Annotated in this window: 20 protein-coding genes; 11 read left to right on the top strand and 9 right to left on the bottom strand. The window is 52.0% G+C overall.

Features of this window, described 5'->3' with window-relative positions; translation table 11 throughout:
* The first annotated feature begins 29 nt into the window (after positions 1–29).
* Positions 30–1847 carry a carbon starvation CstA family protein gene (locus ACZ5N7_RS16185; protein ID WP_464655606.1) on the top strand — a complete coding sequence of 606 codons (1818 nt, stop codon included), beginning with the start codon at positions 30–32 and terminating at the stop codon, positions 1845–1847.
* 359 nt (positions 1848–2206) lie between these two features.
* Positions 2207–2413 (top strand): DUF1540 domain-containing protein, encoded by a 207-nt coding sequence (locus ACZ5N7_RS16190; protein WP_464655608.1) that lies wholly within the window; start codon positions 2207–2209, stop codon positions 2411–2413.
* A 151-nt stretch (positions 2414–2564) separates the two neighbouring features.
* Here the strand turns inward: ACZ5N7_RS16190 and ACZ5N7_RS16195 are convergent, their stop codons facing one another.
* Entirely contained in the window at positions 2565–3914 is a 1350-nt protein-coding gene (locus ACZ5N7_RS16195) for a stalk domain-containing protein (RefSeq protein ID WP_464655609.1), read from the bottom strand.
* Between the two features lie 229 nt (positions 3915–4143).
* Here ACZ5N7_RS16195 and ACZ5N7_RS16200 point away from each other — a divergent pair, with 229 nt between their 5' ends.
* On the top strand, positions 4144–4578 hold the full coding sequence (locus tag ACZ5N7_RS16200) for a universal stress protein (protein WP_464655611.1): 435 nt from the start codon (positions 4144–4146) through the stop codon (positions 4576–4578).
* A 79-nt stretch (positions 4579–4657) separates the two neighbouring features.
* Here the strand turns inward: ACZ5N7_RS16200 and ACZ5N7_RS16205 are convergent, their stop codons facing one another.
* Positions 4658–5533, bottom strand: a complete 876-nt coding sequence (locus ACZ5N7_RS16205) for an AraC family transcriptional regulator (protein ID WP_464655612.1) — start codon at positions 5531–5533, stop codon at positions 4658–4660.
* A gap of 134 nt (positions 5534–5667) precedes the next feature.
* On the opposite strand from ACZ5N7_RS16205, the gene melA reads away from it, so the two are divergent.
* Positions 5668–7050 (top strand): alpha-galactosidase, encoded by a 1383-nt coding sequence (gene melA, locus ACZ5N7_RS16210; RefSeq protein ID WP_464655613.1) that lies wholly within the window; start codon positions 5668–5670, stop codon positions 7048–7050.
* A gap of 59 nt (positions 7051–7109) precedes the next feature.
* Here melA and ACZ5N7_RS16215 read toward each other — a convergent pair whose 3' ends face one another.
* The gene (locus tag ACZ5N7_RS16215; RefSeq protein ID WP_464655615.1) at positions 7110–8069 is read right to left on the bottom strand and encodes an aldolase catalytic domain-containing protein; all 960 of its coding nucleotides are present in this window, start codon (positions 8067–8069) and stop codon (positions 7110–7112) included.
* 148 nt (positions 8070–8217) lie between these two features.
* On the opposite strand from ACZ5N7_RS16215, the gene ACZ5N7_RS16220 reads away from it, so the two are divergent.
* Together ACZ5N7_RS16220 and ACZ5N7_RS16225 are read left to right on the top strand one after the other, a co-directional pair.
* The gene (locus tag ACZ5N7_RS16220) at positions 8218–8631 is read left to right on the top strand and encodes a hypothetical protein (protein WP_464655616.1); all 414 of its coding nucleotides are present in this window, start codon (positions 8218–8220) and stop codon (positions 8629–8631) included.
* 181 nt (positions 8632–8812) lie between these two features.
* Positions 8813–9229 (top strand): cytochrome-c oxidase, encoded by a 417-nt coding sequence (locus tag ACZ5N7_RS16225; RefSeq protein ID WP_464655617.1) that lies wholly within the window; start codon positions 8813–8815, stop codon positions 9227–9229.
* A 715-nt stretch (positions 9230–9944) separates the two neighbouring features.
* On the opposite strand, the gene ACZ5N7_RS16230 is transcribed toward ACZ5N7_RS16225, so the two are convergent.
* Together ACZ5N7_RS16230 and ACZ5N7_RS16235 are read right to left on the bottom strand one after the other, a co-directional pair.
* Positions 9945–11216: a BaiN/RdsA family NAD(P)/FAD-dependent oxidoreductase gene (locus ACZ5N7_RS16230; RefSeq protein ID WP_464655619.1), complete on the bottom strand. Its 1272-nt coding sequence runs from the start codon at positions 11214–11216 to the stop codon at positions 9945–9947.
* Between the two features lie 39 nt (positions 11217–11255).
* Positions 11256–12161: a hypothetical protein gene (locus ACZ5N7_RS16235; protein ID WP_464655620.1), complete on the bottom strand. Its 906-nt coding sequence runs from the start codon at positions 12159–12161 to the stop codon at positions 11256–11258.
* 389 nt (positions 12162–12550) lie between these two features.
* Here ACZ5N7_RS16235 and ACZ5N7_RS16240 point away from each other — a divergent pair, with 389 nt between their 5' ends.
* The 4 genes from ACZ5N7_RS16240 (at position 12551) to acpS (ending at position 14831) form a co-directional block, all read left to right on the top strand.
* Positions 12551–12928 (top strand): DUF3905 domain-containing protein, encoded by a 378-nt coding sequence (locus tag ACZ5N7_RS16240; RefSeq protein WP_464655622.1) that lies wholly within the window; start codon positions 12551–12553, stop codon positions 12926–12928.
* Positions 12929–13008: 80 nt separating this feature from the next.
* Complete coding sequence (locus ACZ5N7_RS16245) at positions 13009–13440, top strand: BrxA/BrxB family bacilliredoxin (RefSeq protein ID WP_464655624.1); 432 nt, start codon at positions 13009–13011, stop codon at positions 13438–13440.
* A gap of 163 nt (positions 13441–13603) precedes the next feature.
* Positions 13604–14413, top strand: coding sequence for an ammonia-dependent NAD(+) synthetase (gene nadE / locus ACZ5N7_RS16250; protein WP_464655626.1), 810 nt, complete (start codon positions 13604–13606; stop codon positions 14411–14413).
* Positions 14414–14438: 25 nt separating this feature from the next.
* Positions 14439–14831 (top strand): holo-ACP synthase, encoded by a 393-nt coding sequence (acpS, locus tag ACZ5N7_RS16255; RefSeq protein WP_464655628.1) that lies wholly within the window; start codon positions 14439–14441, stop codon positions 14829–14831.
* A gap of 78 nt (positions 14832–14909) precedes the next feature.
* On the opposite strand, the gene ACZ5N7_RS16260 is transcribed toward acpS, so the two are convergent.
* Complete coding sequence (locus tag ACZ5N7_RS16260; protein ID WP_464655630.1) at positions 14910–15272, bottom strand: c-type cytochrome; 363 nt, start codon at positions 15270–15272, stop codon at positions 14910–14912.
* Between the two features lie 3 nt (positions 15273–15275).
* Positions 15276–15836 carry a hypothetical protein gene (locus ACZ5N7_RS16265; RefSeq protein ID WP_464655631.1) on the bottom strand — a complete coding sequence of 187 codons (561 nt, stop codon included), beginning with the start codon at positions 15834–15836 and terminating at the stop codon, positions 15276–15278.
* Positions 15837–15990: 154 nt separating this feature from the next.
* On the opposite strand from ACZ5N7_RS16265, the gene mutY reads away from it, so the two are divergent.
* The gene (gene mutY / locus ACZ5N7_RS16270) at positions 15991–17184 is read left to right on the top strand and encodes an A/G-specific adenine glycosylase (RefSeq protein WP_464655633.1); all 1194 of its coding nucleotides are present in this window, start codon (positions 15991–15993) and stop codon (positions 17182–17184) included.
* A 107-nt stretch (positions 17185–17291) separates the two neighbouring features.
* Here mutY and ACZ5N7_RS16275 read toward each other — a convergent pair whose 3' ends face one another.
* Positions 17292–17906 carry a superoxide dismutase gene (locus ACZ5N7_RS16275; protein ID WP_464655635.1) on the bottom strand — a complete coding sequence of 205 codons (615 nt, stop codon included), beginning with the start codon at positions 17904–17906 and terminating at the stop codon, positions 17292–17294.
* 71 nt (positions 17907–17977) lie between these two features.
* On the bottom strand, positions 17978–18169 hold the full coding sequence (locus tag ACZ5N7_RS16280; protein ID WP_464655636.1) for a hypothetical protein: 192 nt from the start codon (positions 18167–18169) through the stop codon (positions 17978–17980).
* Positions 18170–18254: the final 85 nt, after the last annotated feature.

Consider the following 18254-nt stretch of genomic DNA (forward strand, 5'->3'; position numbering starts at 1 on the left):
TTCTACGTACCATGGCAGGAGGGACTAATATGAATGCGATTACAATAGTTGTCGCGGTAATGTGTATTTTAATGATCGCCTATCGGCTTTACGGGACGTTTATGACGGCAAAAGTGCTCAAGCTGAACGACTCCACCCCTACCCCGGCGCATACCCGCGAGGATGGCAAAGATTATGTGCCGACGAACAAATGGGTTGCGTTCGGACATCATTTTGCCGCAATAGCCGCAGCGGGTCCGTTGGTGGGACCGATTCTGGCAGCTCAATTCGGCTATCTTCCCGGGTTGATCTGGCTCCTGGTCGGCGCCGTCGTCGGCGGAGCAGTGCACGATACCGTTGTGCTGTTCGCCTCGATGAAGAGGGACGGACAGTCCCTGTCCGAGGTGGCCAAGAAGGAAATGGGGCCTGTGGCCGGCTTTTGCACCGGTCTTGCGATGTTGTTCATCATTACCATTACGATGGCCGGTTTGTCAATGGTTGTGCTTAACGCTTTGGAGAAAAACCCTTGGGGTACTTTCGCCGTAGGGATGACGATCCCGATCGCTATGGGCGTTGGCCTGTATTACAAGAAAACCGGGAATTTAAAGGGAGCTTCAATCGTAGGCATTATTCTCGTTATGGCTGCGGTTTTGTTCGGGCCGTGGATTAAAGACACTGTCATCGGACAGCTGCTTACTTTCAACAAAAGCACTTTGGCGCTCATTTTGCCTATCTACGCTTTCTTTGCGGCGGCGCTTCCCGTGTGGCTGCTTCTCGCTCCAAGGGATTACCTCAGCTCTTTTATGAAGCTGGGCGTGTTTGCGGCACTGATTCTAGGTGTATTCGCAGTGAATCCCGCGATTCCGTTTCCGGCCTTCACGAAGTTCATTAACGGGGGAGGGCCTGTCATTGCCGGTCCGGTGTGGCCGTTCATTTCCATTACGATCGCATGCGGGGCCGTTTCGGGCTTCCATGCGTTGGTTGGCTCGGGTACGACACCGAAAATGCTTAACAAATGGACCGATATCAAGGTCGTAGGCTTTGGCGCGATGCTGGTGGAATGCCTTGTCGCCGTAATGGCGCTGATTGCAGCCACTGCTCTGCAGCCAGGGGACTATTTTGCCATTAACTCTACCCCCGAAGTGTTCAAAACTCTCGGAATGCATGTCGAGCATCTGCCGCAGCTGGCCAAGGAAGTAGGCTTGAATCTGGAAGGCAGAACAGGAGGCGCGGTTTCCTTGGCCGTCGGGATGACCTACATTTTTACCAATATCCCATGGTTCCAAAATTTGTCCTCCTACTTCTTCCAATTCGTAATCATGTTTGAAGCGGTGTTCATTCTTACGGCGATTGATGCGGGTACCCGCGTATCCCGATACCTGATCCAGGATTTCCTCGGCGACTTCTACAAGCCGCTCAAGAAAGTGGATTGGATGCCCGGTTCTATTTTTGCCAGCGCATTAGCCTGTTTCTTATGGGGCTACCTTCTGTACTCAGGAGACATCGGCTCCATCTGGGCTCTATTCGGGGTGTCTAACCAGCTGATGGCATCGATCGGACTGATCATCGGTACGACGGTCATTCTCAAAATTGCGGATAAACGCTGGTACGCCCTGACCGCCTTGGTGCCTTTGGCTTATCTGTACGTCACCGTTATGTATGCCGGATACTGGATGGTCAAGAATGTATATTTGGCTCCGGGCAAAGGGCACAGTGTACTCAATGCTTCCCTGTCGATCATTATGCTCGTGCTTGGCGTGGTCATTCTGATTTCGGCATTGCGCAAATGGGCGGAGCTTTGGAACCAGCCAAGGCTGACAGGAACCCCGCCGCTGAGGCCTGCTAAAACGAAGCCTGTAGAAATTTAATCCATTTGATGGGAAAAAGGGCTGTTCCGCAACGTGTAATGCGCCGGGACGGCCCTTGTCTATAAACAGTGACAAGCAACAGACGCGCATTGTATTTTGTACAATCAAATGTCCATATGGAAGCCATTATCGCTTAAGCGATTGCATTTTCTACAATAGGACTCGGTAAATGTGCAGTTTTTAGCGCAGTTAGGATACGGTAAATATAGGATAAGCGTAAACAAGGTTTGGCCGCATTCATGCGGGAAGCCATTCGTTTTTACTGTGACAAGCTGTGACTCTCCGTTGTTTAGTTTTTACTCGTGTGTGGTATTTATAGATAAATATGCATAGAGAGGTGATGGAAAATGGAGAATCCAATGGTAAAATGCAGTGTTGAAAATTGTGAGTATTGGGCTGAAGGAAACAACTGCGTGGCGGAGACGATCATGATCGAGATCAACTCGCACGCGGAGAAGAAAGAACCGCAAGGCACAGGCCATGAGAAGTATGACACGAAGCATCAGGATTCGGCTTCCGGTGTCACCGATACTTGCTGTCACACGTTTAAGGAGCGCACGCATTGATGCATTCGACATAGTAAAAAGGGACAGACCTTCCTGCAGCCAGGATCGTCTGTCCCTTTTTTTACAAAAATCAGATGTTTAAAATAAATGCTCTGTTGAATCTCAGTGCTGCATTGTTGGTAGCTTTCTGCTTACACGCCGAATCCGCTTCTTAGAATCCTTGGTTGAGATCCCAGCTTAAGAAATTTTGCGTCGGGCCGTAGTTTGCATCGAAGCCGTAGGCATCGAAATGTACCTTACCGCTTTCGTATACCTTCGCCGTGATATAAGCATAATTCCGGTCGATCGGGTTGTTTGTCGGCTTCTTCGCTTCGAATGGTGACCCGCCTGAGCCGACGATGATTTGGTATGCAGAGCCGTTGTTCGGACGGCTGACGTTGAAGATGTGCTCATGGCCGCTCAAGTAGGTTGCTTTATTGTCTTGAATGACTTTCCAGAACGCGTTGGCCGCATCCATATCGACATCGAGTCCGCTGACCGTGGCCGAAGTATCGTAAAAATATGTGTACGCAAGCTTATGGCCGAATACAAACGAGTGCTTCATGCCGCGTGCCTTGGCATCGGCGAGGTCCTTCGCCAGCCACTCTGTCGGCGCATGGGAATCGTTGCCGGTCGGATCCGTGTTGATGACAACAAAGTGCGAGCCGCGGTAATCGAACGAGTAATCGAGCTGCTTTTGCTGTGTCGTGATATGGTCCATGCCGATTTGCGGAAAGTTGTCCGGATCCCATCCGGCGATATTGTCACCCAGAATTTGAGCAAACCGCTTCTGGTCGACGATGATATCGCCCATGTTATCCCGCCAGGTGTCTTCATTGGCTTGTGTCGACTTTTTCACTGTCTTGCCGCCCGCGTCCTTATAGTTGTCCTGAGTTTCATGATTTCCCGGTACAGGGAACACGTACATGCCATGCTCGAAGGCGGTTCCGACGACGCCGCGCCAGAACGCATACTCGCGGTTCAGAATGTTGACATCGGAGTTCGGCGTATATCCCATAATCATGTCGCCGTTGTAGAAAAGCATGTTAGACTTCTGCGCTTGCATCTCATCCATCATTCGCGTCAATACTTTGGTGTTGACAAGCCACTTCAGATCTTGAGCCGAAGCGTCGGTGACCGTGCTGTCGATCCGGCAGTCGCCGACCGAGGAGAACGTAAACAGCAGCTTGTCGCTGGCCTTCAGCTCGTCCTGCAGTTGCTTCGCGGTAGCTGCCGACACTTGCGTCGCTCCTTTTACCAAATAAGGCGCCTTGTCAAGCTTGACGGCTTGTCCTTTAATGACAGCGTCTATGGAGCCGAGCTTTAGCATTGCCTTGCTGCCGCCAACGTCTACAGTAATTTGCTGAGTTTCCGCTGCCCACCCGAGCGTACCGTTGATACCCTCGACCGTCGTGCGAAGCGCTGCGTCGGAAGTGTCTGAAGCCGCAGCGGATGCTGTGCCGCCGAGCAGCATTGTGCATGTTAAGCTGACCCCGATCCATGCTTGTAATGACTTTTTCATACAATCGCTCCTAGTTTTATATTGGCATGTCAATTAATAGGATAAGAAGCTTGTGTCAAGAGAGATATGCGATCATATTAATATTTTGTTAACCTTATCCAAGTGGGGGGGATACGGTTCGCTGCTCGCTATATGCGATCACGTTGTTCCAGTTTAATTTCTTATTGCCCTGCAGCAGGTGTATAATGGAGAGGAAAAGCATAACATCCTTCCAATGAGGTGATCGGCCATGTCATTTTCCAACATCTTACTAGCTTTTGATGGCTCGAAGGCTTCCCGCAAGGCATTGGATAAAACCGTTTCCCTGGCCAAGGATAGCCCGTCTTCCAAAATCACAGTTGTCCATGTAATTCAGGGTACTGCCATTGTAGCGGGGGAAGCCTTTGTGACCGTGTCCGATGAAATGCAGAAGCAGATCTACGAGCACTCCGCTCAATTACTGGAGGAGGCCAAGCTTGCTCTGGCTCCGCTCTCCAATCCGTCGGAATATATGCAGCTCGAAGGCCCCGCGGCCAAGGCCATTCTCGACTGCGCCGAGGAGCAGGGCTGCGACCTGATAGTTATCGGCAGCCGCGGACTGGGCGGTATCCGCGAGTGGGTGCTTGGCAGTGTGAGCCATAATGTGGTGCAGCACGCGAAGATTCCTGTATTGGTTGTAAAATAATATGCAAAGCAGATGCCGGGCCCCGGAACAGCTGCTTTAGTTTTTATCCGGGGCTCATCTTCACCTTGCAGGGTACGTTTTACACCTCGAGGCGCAAAAACGCCGAAGGCTGCACCTTTTTACCTTGCCGGTAATCTCCAGGCGTGCAGCCGACCCAATCGCGGAATACCTTTATAAAATAATTGCTGTATTCAAACCCGACCTCTTTTGAGACCGTCTCCACTGTCTTGTTCGTATGCTTCAGCAGCCACGCAGCCTTCTCGATACGGATCTTGCGCAAATACTGCATCGGTTTCATCCCGGTTTTCTTCTGAAACTGCCGGCAAAAGTGGAACTTGCTCAGGCCCGCCCGGGCCGCGATCTCATCCACTGAAATGTCCCCCGCATATCGGTTCTCCATAAAGGATATCGCTCTAAGAATCGATTCCGGCAGTTCTCCGTGCACCCCGTCCGCCTGCTTGCCTTCCGCCATCCGATGCAGCTCCGTCACGAACCGGTACAGCTCCGCGGATATGGCGAATTTGTCCATCTGCGGATTGGAGGCAAACTCTTTGTAAAGCTCCTGCAAAATCCGCACAGGCTCATACGCTTCCTTGAAAGAAACGACCGGGCCCAGCTTTTCGATCAAATGGTGGAAGTGGTTGATCGCATCCTCGCCGCGGATGATAATGTACAGCACCTCCCAAGGCTTGGCGTGCTGCGGGTAGTAATAATGATGCTCGCTGGGTACGGTGCAAAGAAAGCCCGTCCCTTCGGTTAAAGGGTAGGTCTTGCCTCCCCTGCAGAACCGGCCCTCACCGGACACCGTAAATTGAAAAAGGGCAAAATGCCCCTCCCGCCGCAAGCCGTCCCAATAATAGTCGTCGGAGTCAACCTCATACCAGCCTATTCCGGTCAGCTGCATGGGCAGGGAGGGTGCGCTCAAGTACTGCAGTGCGTAAGTGGAATGCTGCACACTCGTCGGTAACGAAGCAATAAAGTATCATCCTTTCGCAAATAACTTCTCATTGTACAGGTTCATTTTTACCGATATTATGTAACCATGCAGGGCGGATGTCAAGCAATAAACTATCATTGGAGGGGATTTGAATGGTCAGGATCGCCATGATCGGAGCGGGCAGCATCGGCTTTACGCGAAGGCTTATGATGGATATTCTCGCTGTGGAGGAGCTTAGGGACACCGAATTTCGTTTTATGGATATCGATTCCCGGAACCTGGAAATGATCACCAACCTTTGCCGTAAAATGATCCAAACGAGCGGTGTACCGGCAACGATCGTTCCCACTACGGACCAAAGAGAGGCGGTCAAGGATGCGGACTACGTTATCTGTACGGCGAGAGTCGGCGGATTGGAAGCGTTTAAGCACGATATTGAAATTCCGCTAAAATACGGAGTAGACCAATGCGTCGGCGATACGCTGGGGCCGGGGGGAATCTTTTTTGCGATGAGGACGATACCCGTACTGCTGGACCTGGCCAAAGATATGAGAGAGCTGGCGCCGGGCGCGCTGCTGCTGAATTACTCGAATCCGATGGCGATGAACACTTGGGCTTTGCGCAGGGCGGGCGGGATCCGGGTGGTAGGGTTGTGCCACGGCGTCCAGCACAGCCACAGCCTGATTTCCAAAGCGCTGGGGCTTCCTCAGAAGGAACTGGATTTCACCGCGGCCGGGATTAACCACCAGACATGGTTTGTCCAGGTAAGCCACCAGGGCAACAATATGCTGCCTCATATTCTTCAAGGCTTCGAGAACAACGCGGAGCTTGCCGAGCAGGAGCCGTGCAGGATCGATGTTTTGCGGAGGTTCGGGTATTTTTCCACCGAGTCGAACGGCCATTTGAGCGAATACCTGCCATGGTACCGCAAGCGCAAGGACGAGATCGAAAAGTGGATTTACAGAGGCAGCTGGATCGGCGGCGAAACCGGAGGCTATCTGCGGGTATGTACGGAAGGGAGCCACGATTACAAGGAAAAATATCCCAAGTGGCTCAGCGGCGAGCTCGAAACGATTCAGCTTGGCAACCGGTCGGAAGAGCACGGATCGTACATCATTGAGAGCCTGGAAACGGGACGGAAGTACAGGGGCCATTTTAACATCGAGAATACAGGCTTGATCACGAACCTGCCGGACGGCTGTACGATCGAGATTCCGTGCTACGTCGATCTCAACGGCATCCAGCCTACCTACATCGGAGACTTGCCGTTGGCCTGCGCCGCCACCACCCGTGTGAGCGTTTCGGTACAGGAAATGGCAGTGGAAGCCGCTTTGACCGGCAACAGAGAGCTGGTAAAGCAGGCGGTATTGCACGATCCATTGACCGCTGCGGTATGCACTACGCAGGAAGTGTGGGACCTGTGCGACGAAATGTTCGAAGCGCTTGCTCCATGGATGCCCCAGTTCAACGGCAAAGGCCGCACATGGGCGGACATTCCCCAGCCTAACGGCGGGAAGCTGAGCTTTATCGTATAAGTGCCAGTCACACAAATAGGCCCGCCAACTCAGTGGTGAACTGAAATTGGCGGGCTTTATTATTGCTCCTTGGTAACAATCTCGGCGGAAGTCAGCCTGTCGTAGAAATCGACAAACTTGTCTTTGTCCTCGCTGCTGCGAAGCGCCATGGCGGTACGCGGATGCTCGTTCAGCACGCCGGAGATCATATAAGGCACGATGTAGCCCCATTCCACTTTGTCGCGGAGAGGGATCATCAGCCGCTCGATCAGATCCAGCACCGGCTTCAGATCATAGCGAGGGTTCTTCAAATAGGAGACGAGAAGCTCCGTAGGGCAGTTGCCCGCGGCGCGGCCCATTCCGTAGACGGAGGAGTCGAGGTAAGTGACGCCCTTGCCGGCTCCCTGGATCGTATTGGCGAAAGCAAGCTGCATGTTGTTATGCATATGCATTCCAAGCTCTTTATTCGGCAGCAGCCTCTGGAACTTGGACACCATGTAGTCGATATCCTTGTAATCCATGCTTCCGTAAGAGTCCACAACATAAACGATATCTACGGAGCTCTTGTTGATTTCTTCAAAAGCTTCGGTCAGCTCGTTCTCCATCACATGAGTCAGAGCCATTATGTTTAAGGAAGTTTCATAGCCCATGGTGTGGAACTTCTCTGCAAGCTCAAGCCCTTTATCTACGTCCTTGATGTAGCAGGCGACACGGATTAGATCCAGCAGGCTTTCTTTTCCGGGAAGGATATCCGCCTCGTCCACTCTTCCGATATCGACCAGCGCGGACAGCTTCGTACCGGTTTTCTCGGTGATCACGTCTCTGAGGAAGCCTTCGTCCAGAAAGCGCCAGGGTCCCGCTTCAGCGCCTTTGAGCAGCTTGGGGGAGTTCTTGTAGCCGATTTCCATGTAATCCACCCCGGCGGCGCTCAGTCCCTTATACATGTGTTTCACAAAATCGATGCTGAAATCCCAATTGTTCACCAATCCTCCGTCCCGGATGGTACAGTCAAGAATTTTGTGGTGATTGTCTCTAGTCATTGCTATCTCCCTTTCAATCATGCAGCTTTTGTCGAACTTTTAAAACATCATACCACACTTTTTTCGCATTGACGAAGGGCTTTTTGAAGGAATAAGCACGGCCGGCGGGGACATGCTAAATTTGACAAATGATTGTTAGGAAGGATGAATGAGAATGCAGGATACGCCTTTATATTTTGAATTCAGCTCGGAAAATGAGGCCCGGGGAGCGGCGGATACGCTGAATGAGCTTGGATATCAGGCGTCCGTGACCTGGGGAAGCACGTCTCCAGGATTAGCGCTCACCGTGGAGCAGGCCGATTTGACCGCCGCTCTGGAAGTCACGCAATCGCACGGTGGGCGTCTCGTTCATCTGCACAGCTCCGTGACGGAGGAAGAGGCTTACTGCATGGCTTACGACAGCGAGGATATGTTCCCGATTCCTGCGCATATCGTGAATGAGGATTGGGTGGACAGTGATGCGGCAGAGCCGCTGCGTAACCGTGATGACGACGGCGAAGACCATGAGTTTGACCCGTCCAGGGACGAATATGACCACTTTTCCGCAGGCATTCGTCTGTAATTGAGCAGCTCGGCTTCTGGGCAGAACCCGGTTCCCGCAGTAGAGAAACCGCCGGGATTGCAGCCGCAGTCCCGGCTTTTGAGGTTTTTAAAAAAATTATAGAATTGGTAATTTTATTTATTCAGGGGACATAGGCTGTGATATGTTTGTAACGAAAATATTATTTTGAAAGGGTGAGAGGATGGGAGCTCGTTTTATACAAATCGCCGTATTTTATTTTCTTTTCGGAGTTATTGCCGGGATGGTTCTCGGAAGCACGCAGCAGTTTCAGTTCGCCACTTTCCACGCTCACGTCAATCTGTTAGGCTGGGTTTCGCTGGCGTTATCGGGACTGGTGTACAATGCCTTCCCCAAGGCGGCCCAAACCGGATTGGCAAAGGCACATTTCTGGCTTCATAACATTGGATTGCCTGTGTTTGTTATCGGTTTGTTCCTGTCCATTGCTCAGGTCCCGGGGGCGGAGCCGTTCATTATCGCAGGAGGCTCTGTTACAGTGATCGGCGTCTTGTGCTTTGCCCTTAACGTATGGGCTAATGTCAGGGCCTCTTCCTCGGCGGCCGCTGCATCGCAAGCTGTGAAGAACCAATCTGCGTTCTAATACATAGACTCTCGGCTTAGGCCGCCGCGCCGATGTATCGCCATAGAAAAAGGCATGCTCCGCATCCGGTGGAGTGTGCCCTTTTTAATTGTACAGGAAACTATGATTTTCGGTGGCTGTGCGTAAAATGTTGATAAATTGATAAATTGATAAGTTCGATAAACTTGTGGATAAGTGTGTGTGGGTTTAGATACATTCATCCGCTGGGAGATGTTGATTTTGTGCAAAAAACTTCGTTTCCAAACCAGAGTTACCTTTGAGCCTACGGCGTTATATCGTGTAGGATCCCATTGAGTTTTCACCGGATATTTTCCTTCAAGTTCAGCGGAAGCTCACCCTGCTTTAATTAAATGGAAATCCTGTATTTAATTGGACTTCGATATGGTGAGAGATGCTTCTAAATGGAAAATATCCATTAAATTCAGCGGTTATTCTAATAATTGGGCGGAATGGCTTGAATTAACGGGATATTTTACAGTTATATGGATCGGAAAGCAATCGAACAGCGCAAATAGCAGCATATTTTCCCGTTAATCAAAGTTGTGCAGTGTGTTGACCGCGCCGATGCCCCTCCACCCTAAGGGTGATTCTATTCCTGTACATGCGTCCGTCCCCGTGGGTTGGCAAGGGAGAAGGGCCGGCGCTTATGCTCTTGCACGCATACGCATTTCTCAGCTCTTTGGGCCATGAACAGGGAATACTCCGCACGAGACCGTCATGCATTACTGCCCGCATGCAAGGCTGCGGCCGTTCCGGCGGCGTGGCCGGTGGTAAAAGCCGCGGTAATGTTATAGCCGCCCGTGTATCCGTGCACATCCAGAATTTCGCCGCAGAAGAATAACCCTTCCATAAGCTTGGACTGCATCGTTTTCGGATCGATTTCTTTCAGGTTCACTCCTCCGCCGGTCACGAACGCCTCCTCAATGGACAGCGTGCCGTTCACGGCTATGGGAAAAGCTTTAACCGTCCTGCACATCTCCATCCACTGCTGCTTGGGAATGTTGTCGTATGTGATTTCCTCCGGAAGGCCCGCCTTAAGGAAAATTTGCTTGAGCATTCGTTCCGGCAGATACCCCTTCAGCACATTTTTCACCGCTTTTTTGGATTCGTTCTTTGCCATCTCCACGGTTTCTGCGTAAATTTCCTCCGCGGTTTTGTCCGGAAACAAATCCAAAGTCACGGGAACCGTCCCGACTTCAAACTTCTTCAAAGCTTTCACCACGAATTGGCTGCAGCGTAAGGCCGCCGGCCCGGAAAGTCCAAAATGCGTGAAAATCATATCGCCTTGGTGATCAATGATTTTTTTGCCTTTGGGATTCCATACGGTGAGGCGGATGGACCGCAAAGACAGGCCTTGAAACTCTTTATTCCGGATAAAAGGTTCAGCCGATGTCAGCGGAACCTCTGTGGGGTAAAGCTCAGTCACAGTGTGCCCCGCTTTCTCCGCCCAAGCGTATCCGTCGCCCTCGGAGCCCGTGTGAGGGACTGATTTGCCGCCTGCGGCGACGATCACCGATCTGCTGTGCAGCACCTCCCCGGACCGCAGCCGGACGCCTCTTACCCTTCCTTCTCGGTAAAGAACTTCTGCGACGGGACTGTTTACTTTGATATGCACGCCTATCGAACGAACGCAGTTCACGAGGGCATCCACCACGGTCTTAGCTTTATCCGAGACGGGAAACATCCTACCGTTGTCTTCTTCCTTCAGCCGGATACCCATCTCCTCGAAAAATGCCATGATATCCCGGTTTCCGAACTCCGCAAGAGCACTGTATAGGAACCGTCCGTTGCCGGGTATGTTGCGGATCAGCTCGTCCGGTTCTTTGGCATTGGTCACATTGCAGCGGCCTCCTCCGGAAATTCCCAGCTTGCGCCCCAATTTATCTCCCTTATCCACCAAAAGCACCCTGGCGCCCCGTTCGCCTGCGGCTCTACTTGCCATCAGGCCCGACGGTCCTCCGCCGATGACAATCACATCGTAAACCATAACAGCTCTCCCTAACCTTTTATCGATTCACTTCCACCTTTATGGCTTCAGTTTCGTCCAAGCCGCGTAATCATGCACGGCATAACCGGCATAAGACGGATGCATCCGCATCTTCCTGTTTAACGTCTTCAGTTCCCTGCTCATGCCGCTCTGCCCTTCTTCATACATGGTCGTGTGCTTCTCGCTGCGGGGATTGGTCTCCACACCGACAATAATCTTTTTGCCGATCAAATCGGCGGACGCCGCTTCCTCCTTCACAATGTCGACAATGCCTCCGCTTCCAAGCGCGCGGTCCCGGTAGGCCATCAGCGTAACGGAGTCGAACCTCTCGATCATCCAGTCGCCAAGCGTCTTTTTATCAGGGGTGTTCCCGCGGCTTCCGTCCGCGCCGATTTCATTCAGCCAAAAAGGAAGATCCGCCCCAATCTCCACGTTTTCCGTTTTACGGGCCTCTTTTATAAGAAAGTCGACCGTGTTTTCCCATTTAGTAATAATACCCCGCTGGTCGGCGGAATTCCAGTTTGGCGTATTGTAAGGCTCAATGTCCACATGCAGGCCGGAAAAACGTTCCGCAGGCCGGGAAGCACGGTTATATTCAAGCAGCCAACCGGTCATACGCGTAATTTCCGCTGCCGATTGAGGCTCGACCCAGGACGGGTCGCCATCCAGCAGATGAACCCGAATCCCTCTCTCGGAGGCGTTGCGGTTAAAATTTCTATAGATTTGCGGATCCTGGTCATAGTTCACTTTTAAAAAGATTAAATTCACATGGTGGGCCTGGGCAAAATCGAGCATTGGGTTCGGCTCCGCCGCAGCCGTTCCGTTATCCCATACCCAGGTGCCGACCACGGAAGGAAGAGACTCTTTGGTGCGCCATAACACAATACCCGCAATAATCGCAACAGCCGCCAAACAGAGAAGAGGAATGTAAAATTTCTTTTTCAATGGGACCTCCGCACGCTTTACCGTATTGAAAGAGCCAGCTCAGAGAACCGGCCGCCAGGCAATTTAGCGTTAAAGAAAGTTAAAGTCGTAAAGCATTAAAGCGGGATGTGACTTTCCTTTACCAACAAAACCCTACCGTTAAATCGCGGTCGCTCATCCTTGAATGGCCTCGATAGAGGTTTTCTTATTGTTCCGACAAAGCGGTGATTTTACACAAAAGTTACTTGCATAACCATTATAGATGACAAACGGGAACTTTGGTATGAGACGCGGCAGCGGCTACGCATACTAAGAGCGGCAAGCCATTGAATAAGGAAAGGGCAGGATTCGGATGGCAGACCACAGCGGTTTCACAGCGCCAACCAACCTTTCTTTTAAGGGGGCATTATATGAATGAGCGGCAGAATGAAGAGCGGGAGGACCTGGATCCGTACGAGATCAATTTTCTTCCGGAGTTTCTCGAAGGCAGGGGCCCGAGGCAGCCTTTCATCAACTCGCACGGCGTGTTAATCGGGGACCATGAATACGCTTCGGCGAATTCTCCATTGGAGCAGTGGAGCACGGAAACCGATCCTGCCATCATGTCGGGCGATGAGTGGGTGCATCCTTTTAAGGACATCGGGTTTCATTCGGCGGGGAACCGGGCCATTTTTGAAGATGGGGAAGAGGCGGGGCCAGGATTTCTCAATCATCCTGTCCAGGATTCTGCAAGAGTGTACGGGTCCCAGGCGGAGGAGAATCCCGGCAAGTCCGGTGCGGGAAATTGAGCCGGTGGGGCGGTATCCCGCTTTGCAATCCTTTCGGCCCGATGTATAATAAAACAAAGAGGTCAAAGGAGTGATTGAATATGATGTCATTTGAAAGATACATGAAAGATATGATCCAACCGATGCGCGATGAACTGACAACGCTGGGAATCAAGGAACTCAGGACTCCCGACGAGGTCGTCGAGAACCTGCCTTACTCGGAAGGTACGGCGCTTCTTGTTATCAATTCCGTCTGCGGCTGTGCGGCAGGCCAATGCAGACCTGGTGTCGCAAGAGCGTTGCAGAACGAAGTGAAGCCGGATCATTTGTTCACCGTATTCGCAGGCCAGGATAAGGAAGCTACGGCGAAAGCCCGCGAATATTTGGCGGCGTATCCTCCGTCATCCCCTTCGATCGCTTTGTTCAAGGACGGCGAGCTGGTCCATTTTATTCAGCGCCATCAGATCGAAGACCGTTCCGCGGACATGATTGCCGCTGATTTGAAGGCAGCTTTCAACGAATACTGCAAATAAGCCTTTCTTCCATCATCCTGTCGGCTTCACGCCGGCAGGATGATTTTGTATTCTCCCATGCGGTCAATTATACTAGTACAAAAGGCATCCTACAGAGTCTTTACCTCACTTTACGATCATGGTGACGCGGCTGCCGTAAAATAAGGGATGAGGAGTGACTGCTATGGACAAGCAGCAGGAAATTATCAAGGCGTTGGGCGTAAAGCCGCACATTGACGTGGATCAGGAAGTCCGCAGAAGAGTCGACTTTCTGAAGAAGTATGTGCTTGACGCAAAGGCCGACGGCCTGCTTATCGCTATAAGCGGCGGGATTGACAGCGCTGTGGCGGCGGGATTGTGCAAACAGGCGACGGATGAGCTCACGAAGGAGCAAGGCAAGGAATACAAGACGTTGGGCGTTTTCCAGCCTTATGGCGAGCAGGTCGATATTTCAGACAGCTATGCGGTTGCCAAAGCGTTCGACCTGAAACACACCGTCGAGACCAACATTGAAGAGGCGGTCAATGAAATCGCGCTGGAAACCGAGCATGCTTTGAAATCGATCGGAGTGAATCAGCATCTGAGCCGCGGAGGCAAAGGGAACATTAAAGCCAGAACCCGCATGGTGGTCCAGTACGCTCTTGCTTTTGACCTGAATCTGCTTGTCGTGGGCACGGATCACGCTTCCGAAGCGATCACAGGATTCTTCACCAAGTGGGGCGACGGCGCAGTGGACATCACTCCGCTCAGCACATTGAACAAACGTCAGGTCCGTGCTCTTGCCGCGAAGCTGGGCGTGCCGCAATCGGTGCTGGATAAGGCTCCGACCGCGGGGCTGTGGGAAGGACAGACGGACGAGGGCGAGCTCGGCATTACTTACGAGGACAACAGCGATTTTCTTGAAGGAAAAAGCATCAATCCTGAAGCGGCCGCCAAGCTTGTGGAGCGCTACGAGCGCACAGCTCATAAGCGCAATGATATTCCGGGAGTTTAAAGTATCTTCGAAAGTAGGAACGAAAGTGATCATCGGGACAGGTACGGATATCGTGGAAATCTCGCGGATCGGCCGGCTGCTGGAGGCCCAGGCGGGAGAACGGTTTATCGAGCGTGTATTGACGCCGGAGGAGAGGAAGCTGGCGGCTGTGAGAAAAGCACGGCTGCACGAGTTTGTGGCGGGCCGGTTTGCGGCTAAGGAAGCGGTCAGCAAAGCATTGGGCTGCGGAATCGGCCGGCAGCTGGGGCTTCAGGACATGGAGATCATCCCGGATGCCGCTGGCAAACCGGTCTGCCGAATCTCTCCGGCGGCCTGGGACAGGCTGGGATATGAGGAGTGCCAAATGCTTATCCATCTCAGCTTATCCCACAGCGAGACGACTGCGGTAGCTTTTGCCGTAGCGGAAAATCGCGAGTAACGATTGAAGGCTGTCCAGTCATATGCCGGACAGCCTTCAATATTATACGCTCAGCTTGTGGGAGTTTGTGCACCAGCACTACTTTTTTGCAGCCAACCATTCGGACAACGCTTTAATCTCCTCCGGCTTCAGCTTCGATCCGAAGGCCATCATACCTTTTCCGCCATTTGTAATCTGTTTGGAAATTCCATCTTGGGCCATCCTGGCCCCCACATGCTGAAGGTTCGAATTGGGGCCGACCCGGCCTGAAAGATCCGGACCATGGCAGCTTAAGCAGTTGCCTTTATAAAGGCTTTGCACTTCCGCGGGCGCATCGGCCAAATGGTCTTTCCCGTCAGACGGCGCGGGTTGATTGGAAGGGGCTCCGGATTTCGCGCCGCAGGCCGACAGAAGCAGACTTAACCCTATTACGGCCCCAAGCGAGTAAAATCTTTTATGCATGGCTTATCTCCTCGACGTGTCATTTTTGCTGTCGTATTTCTTTACCATCCAACCGCCTCCGAGCAGGCATAAGCCCCCGAACCCGCCTAGAACCAAATGGGAAAACCCGAGAAACCATAAGGCAATAATAGCGGTTAGTACGAATAAAAGCAGCCCCATCTCCGCCATCACCCTGATTCCTTGAACTCCGGCGACAACCAGCAGCAAAGACAGGATAAACGATCGAAACACAGGCACAAAGAACGGATCCACCGCTTGTACATATTCCAGCACCCAGACAGCCGCCGCGAGCAGCATCACGGGAAGGACTGTGGCGGACAGGAAACCTGCCGGCAAGCCTTTCACTCCTGCACGGATCGCCCACAGCACCGTTACGATCAATCCGGTGTATACCGTGTAAGGCTCCAACCATAGGATATTAAACCATTGGCCCAAATATTCAATCAAAGAGGAGACAATCCACTGGACCCCCCATATTACCGCAAAAGGGACCATCGCCGCCGCTTCCCGAGGGGAGAAGGAAGGTGAGGATTTGTATGTATTTTCTACAGTCATTTTACTCATTGTATGATTCACCTCGACAGATACCCGTAGATTACGACTTTTTGGGACATTAGTCAAATGTGTGATCGGGGTTTGCCGGTCCGCCGCCATCTATTATAATAGAAGGAAGTTAGCGTACGGTATTTACTAAAAAAATAGCCCGAAAGGAATTGACATGTCCGTATCTTTGGAAGAGAAGAAGAGTTATTTTACAACCGGTTTACTGGAATGGTATTTGGTGAGCAAAAGGGATCTGCCGTGGCGAAGGTCCAGCAACCCTTACTATATTTGGATTTCCGAAGTGATGCTTCAGCAGACCCGTGTGGAAACAGTTATCCCTTATTTTCACAGATTCATAGAAAAATTCCCCACCGTCGAAGCGTTGTCCTCCGCTCCGGAGGAAGAGGTGCTGAAAGCCTGGGAAGGGCTGGGCTATTACTCCCGCGCGCGAAATCTCCAGTCCGCGGTGAGGGAAGTGCACGAGAGGTACGGAGGGATCGTTCCGCAGCAGAAGGAGGAGATCTCCTCGCTCAAGGGAGTCGGCCCGTACACGGCGGGGGCCGTTCTGAGCATCGCGTATAACTTGCCAGAGCCCGCCGTAGACGGGAATGTCATGAGGGTGCTGTCCAGGTATTTCCTGATCAAGGATGATATTACGAAAGGCAGCACCAGAATCGCCATGGAAAAGCTGGCGAGGGAATTGATTCCTGAGGGCTCGGCGTCGGATTTTAACCAGGCGCTTATGGAGCTGGGCGCGCTCGTATGCACTCCCCGCGCACCGCACTGCCTCACTTGTCCGGTTATGGAGCACTGCTCCGCGCGATTGGAAGGGACGGAGTTGGCCCTGCCCGTCAAGAAAAAGGCGAAGCCTCCGCGTCCCGAACATCGTGCAGTGGCTTTGATCGAAGGGACGGGCGAGCACGCAGGGAAGCTGCTGATTCGCCAACGTCCGCAGGAAGGTTTGCTGGCCAGGATGTGGGAGCTTCCGCATGTGGAAGTGAAGGCGGAGGGCCTGCTGTCATCGGCGGACCGTGTGGAGGACATCGGCGAGCCTCGGCATGCGAAGGTGGAGATGCAGGGCGAGGCGGCGGCCGCAGATGGTGCGGAAGCCGGGCTGAAGCGGCTGCTCCTGGAGCGGGACGGGGTGAAGGTGTCACCCAAAGGCTGGATTATGGATGCGGAGCATACGTTCAGCCATATCCATTGGAACCTCAGGGTGTACCGCTGCGAGCTCGCCGAAGAACGGGGATCGGGCAGCGGATCGGGATTTATCCCGTACCATTACCGCTGGATCCGGCCTGAAGAAATGGAGTCTTATACGTTCCCGAACGTGTTCATCCGAATTCTTCGCTCTTTTATGCAGTCTTGATTGCCGCTTTTGGGGAGCCCCCTTTATCCACAGATTGCTCCGCATAAATTCCTATACAGCAAAAAAAGAAGGCAGCCAACCGGCTGCCTTCCCGCTATGCGGAAAAATTATTTCTTTGCTGCTTCGTAACGGGAGTTCACTGCATCCCAGTTTACAACGTTCCAGAAAGCTGCGATGTAATCAGGACGCTTGTTCTGATACTTCAGGTAATAAGCATGCTCCCACACGTCAAGGCCGAGGATAGGAGTTTTGCCTTCCATCAGAGGGTTGTCCTGGTTAGGAGTGGAGGAGATCTCCAGGCTGCCGTTGTTGTTCACGCTCAGCCATGCCCAGCCGCTTCCGAAACGGGTAGTTGCCGCTTTTGCAAAATCTTCTTTAAATTTGTCGAATCCGCCAAGCTCGGTAGAGATGGCATCGGCCAAAGCGCCGGTAGGCTGTCCGCCTCCGTTAGGTCCGATAATTTCCCAGAACAGGGAGTGGTTGGCATGTCCGCCGCCGTTGTTGCGAACTGCAGTACGGATGTTTTCAGGCACGCTCTCCATGTTGCTGATCAACTCTTCGATGCTTTTGTTTTGAAGGTCGGCCTGGCCTTCCAGTGCCGCGTTCAAGTTGGTTACGTATGTGTTGTGGTGACGATCGTGGTGAATCATCATTGTGGTCTCATCGATGTGAGGCTCAAGTGCGTTATTTGGATAAGGTAGAGCTGGTAATTCATATGCCATGACTAAATACCTCCCATATATATGTAGTTTACCTATATCATTATGACTGATTTAATATAATAAATCAACATTTATGTATGGTAAGTAAGGCCGCCGCGGTGTTCGATTTCTGTGATGATCTGGTTGTGGATGTGGTTTCCCTGCGAGTTCAGCCATGGGGACAAATCGCTCATTACCCTGTGATAAAATGCCAGCTCTTCTGCGCTCCATTGCTCTGTTTTGATAATGCTCAGCTCTTCCAGCTTACGGCTGTTTCCATCCATTTTCCTTCCTCCTGAGAGCTTAATTTTCATCCCGCTAATCATATTTTGAAATTACACGGGTTTTTATTCACAGGCTCTTTTATTT

The organism is Paenibacillus sp. JCM 18996 (assembly GCF_055392555.1).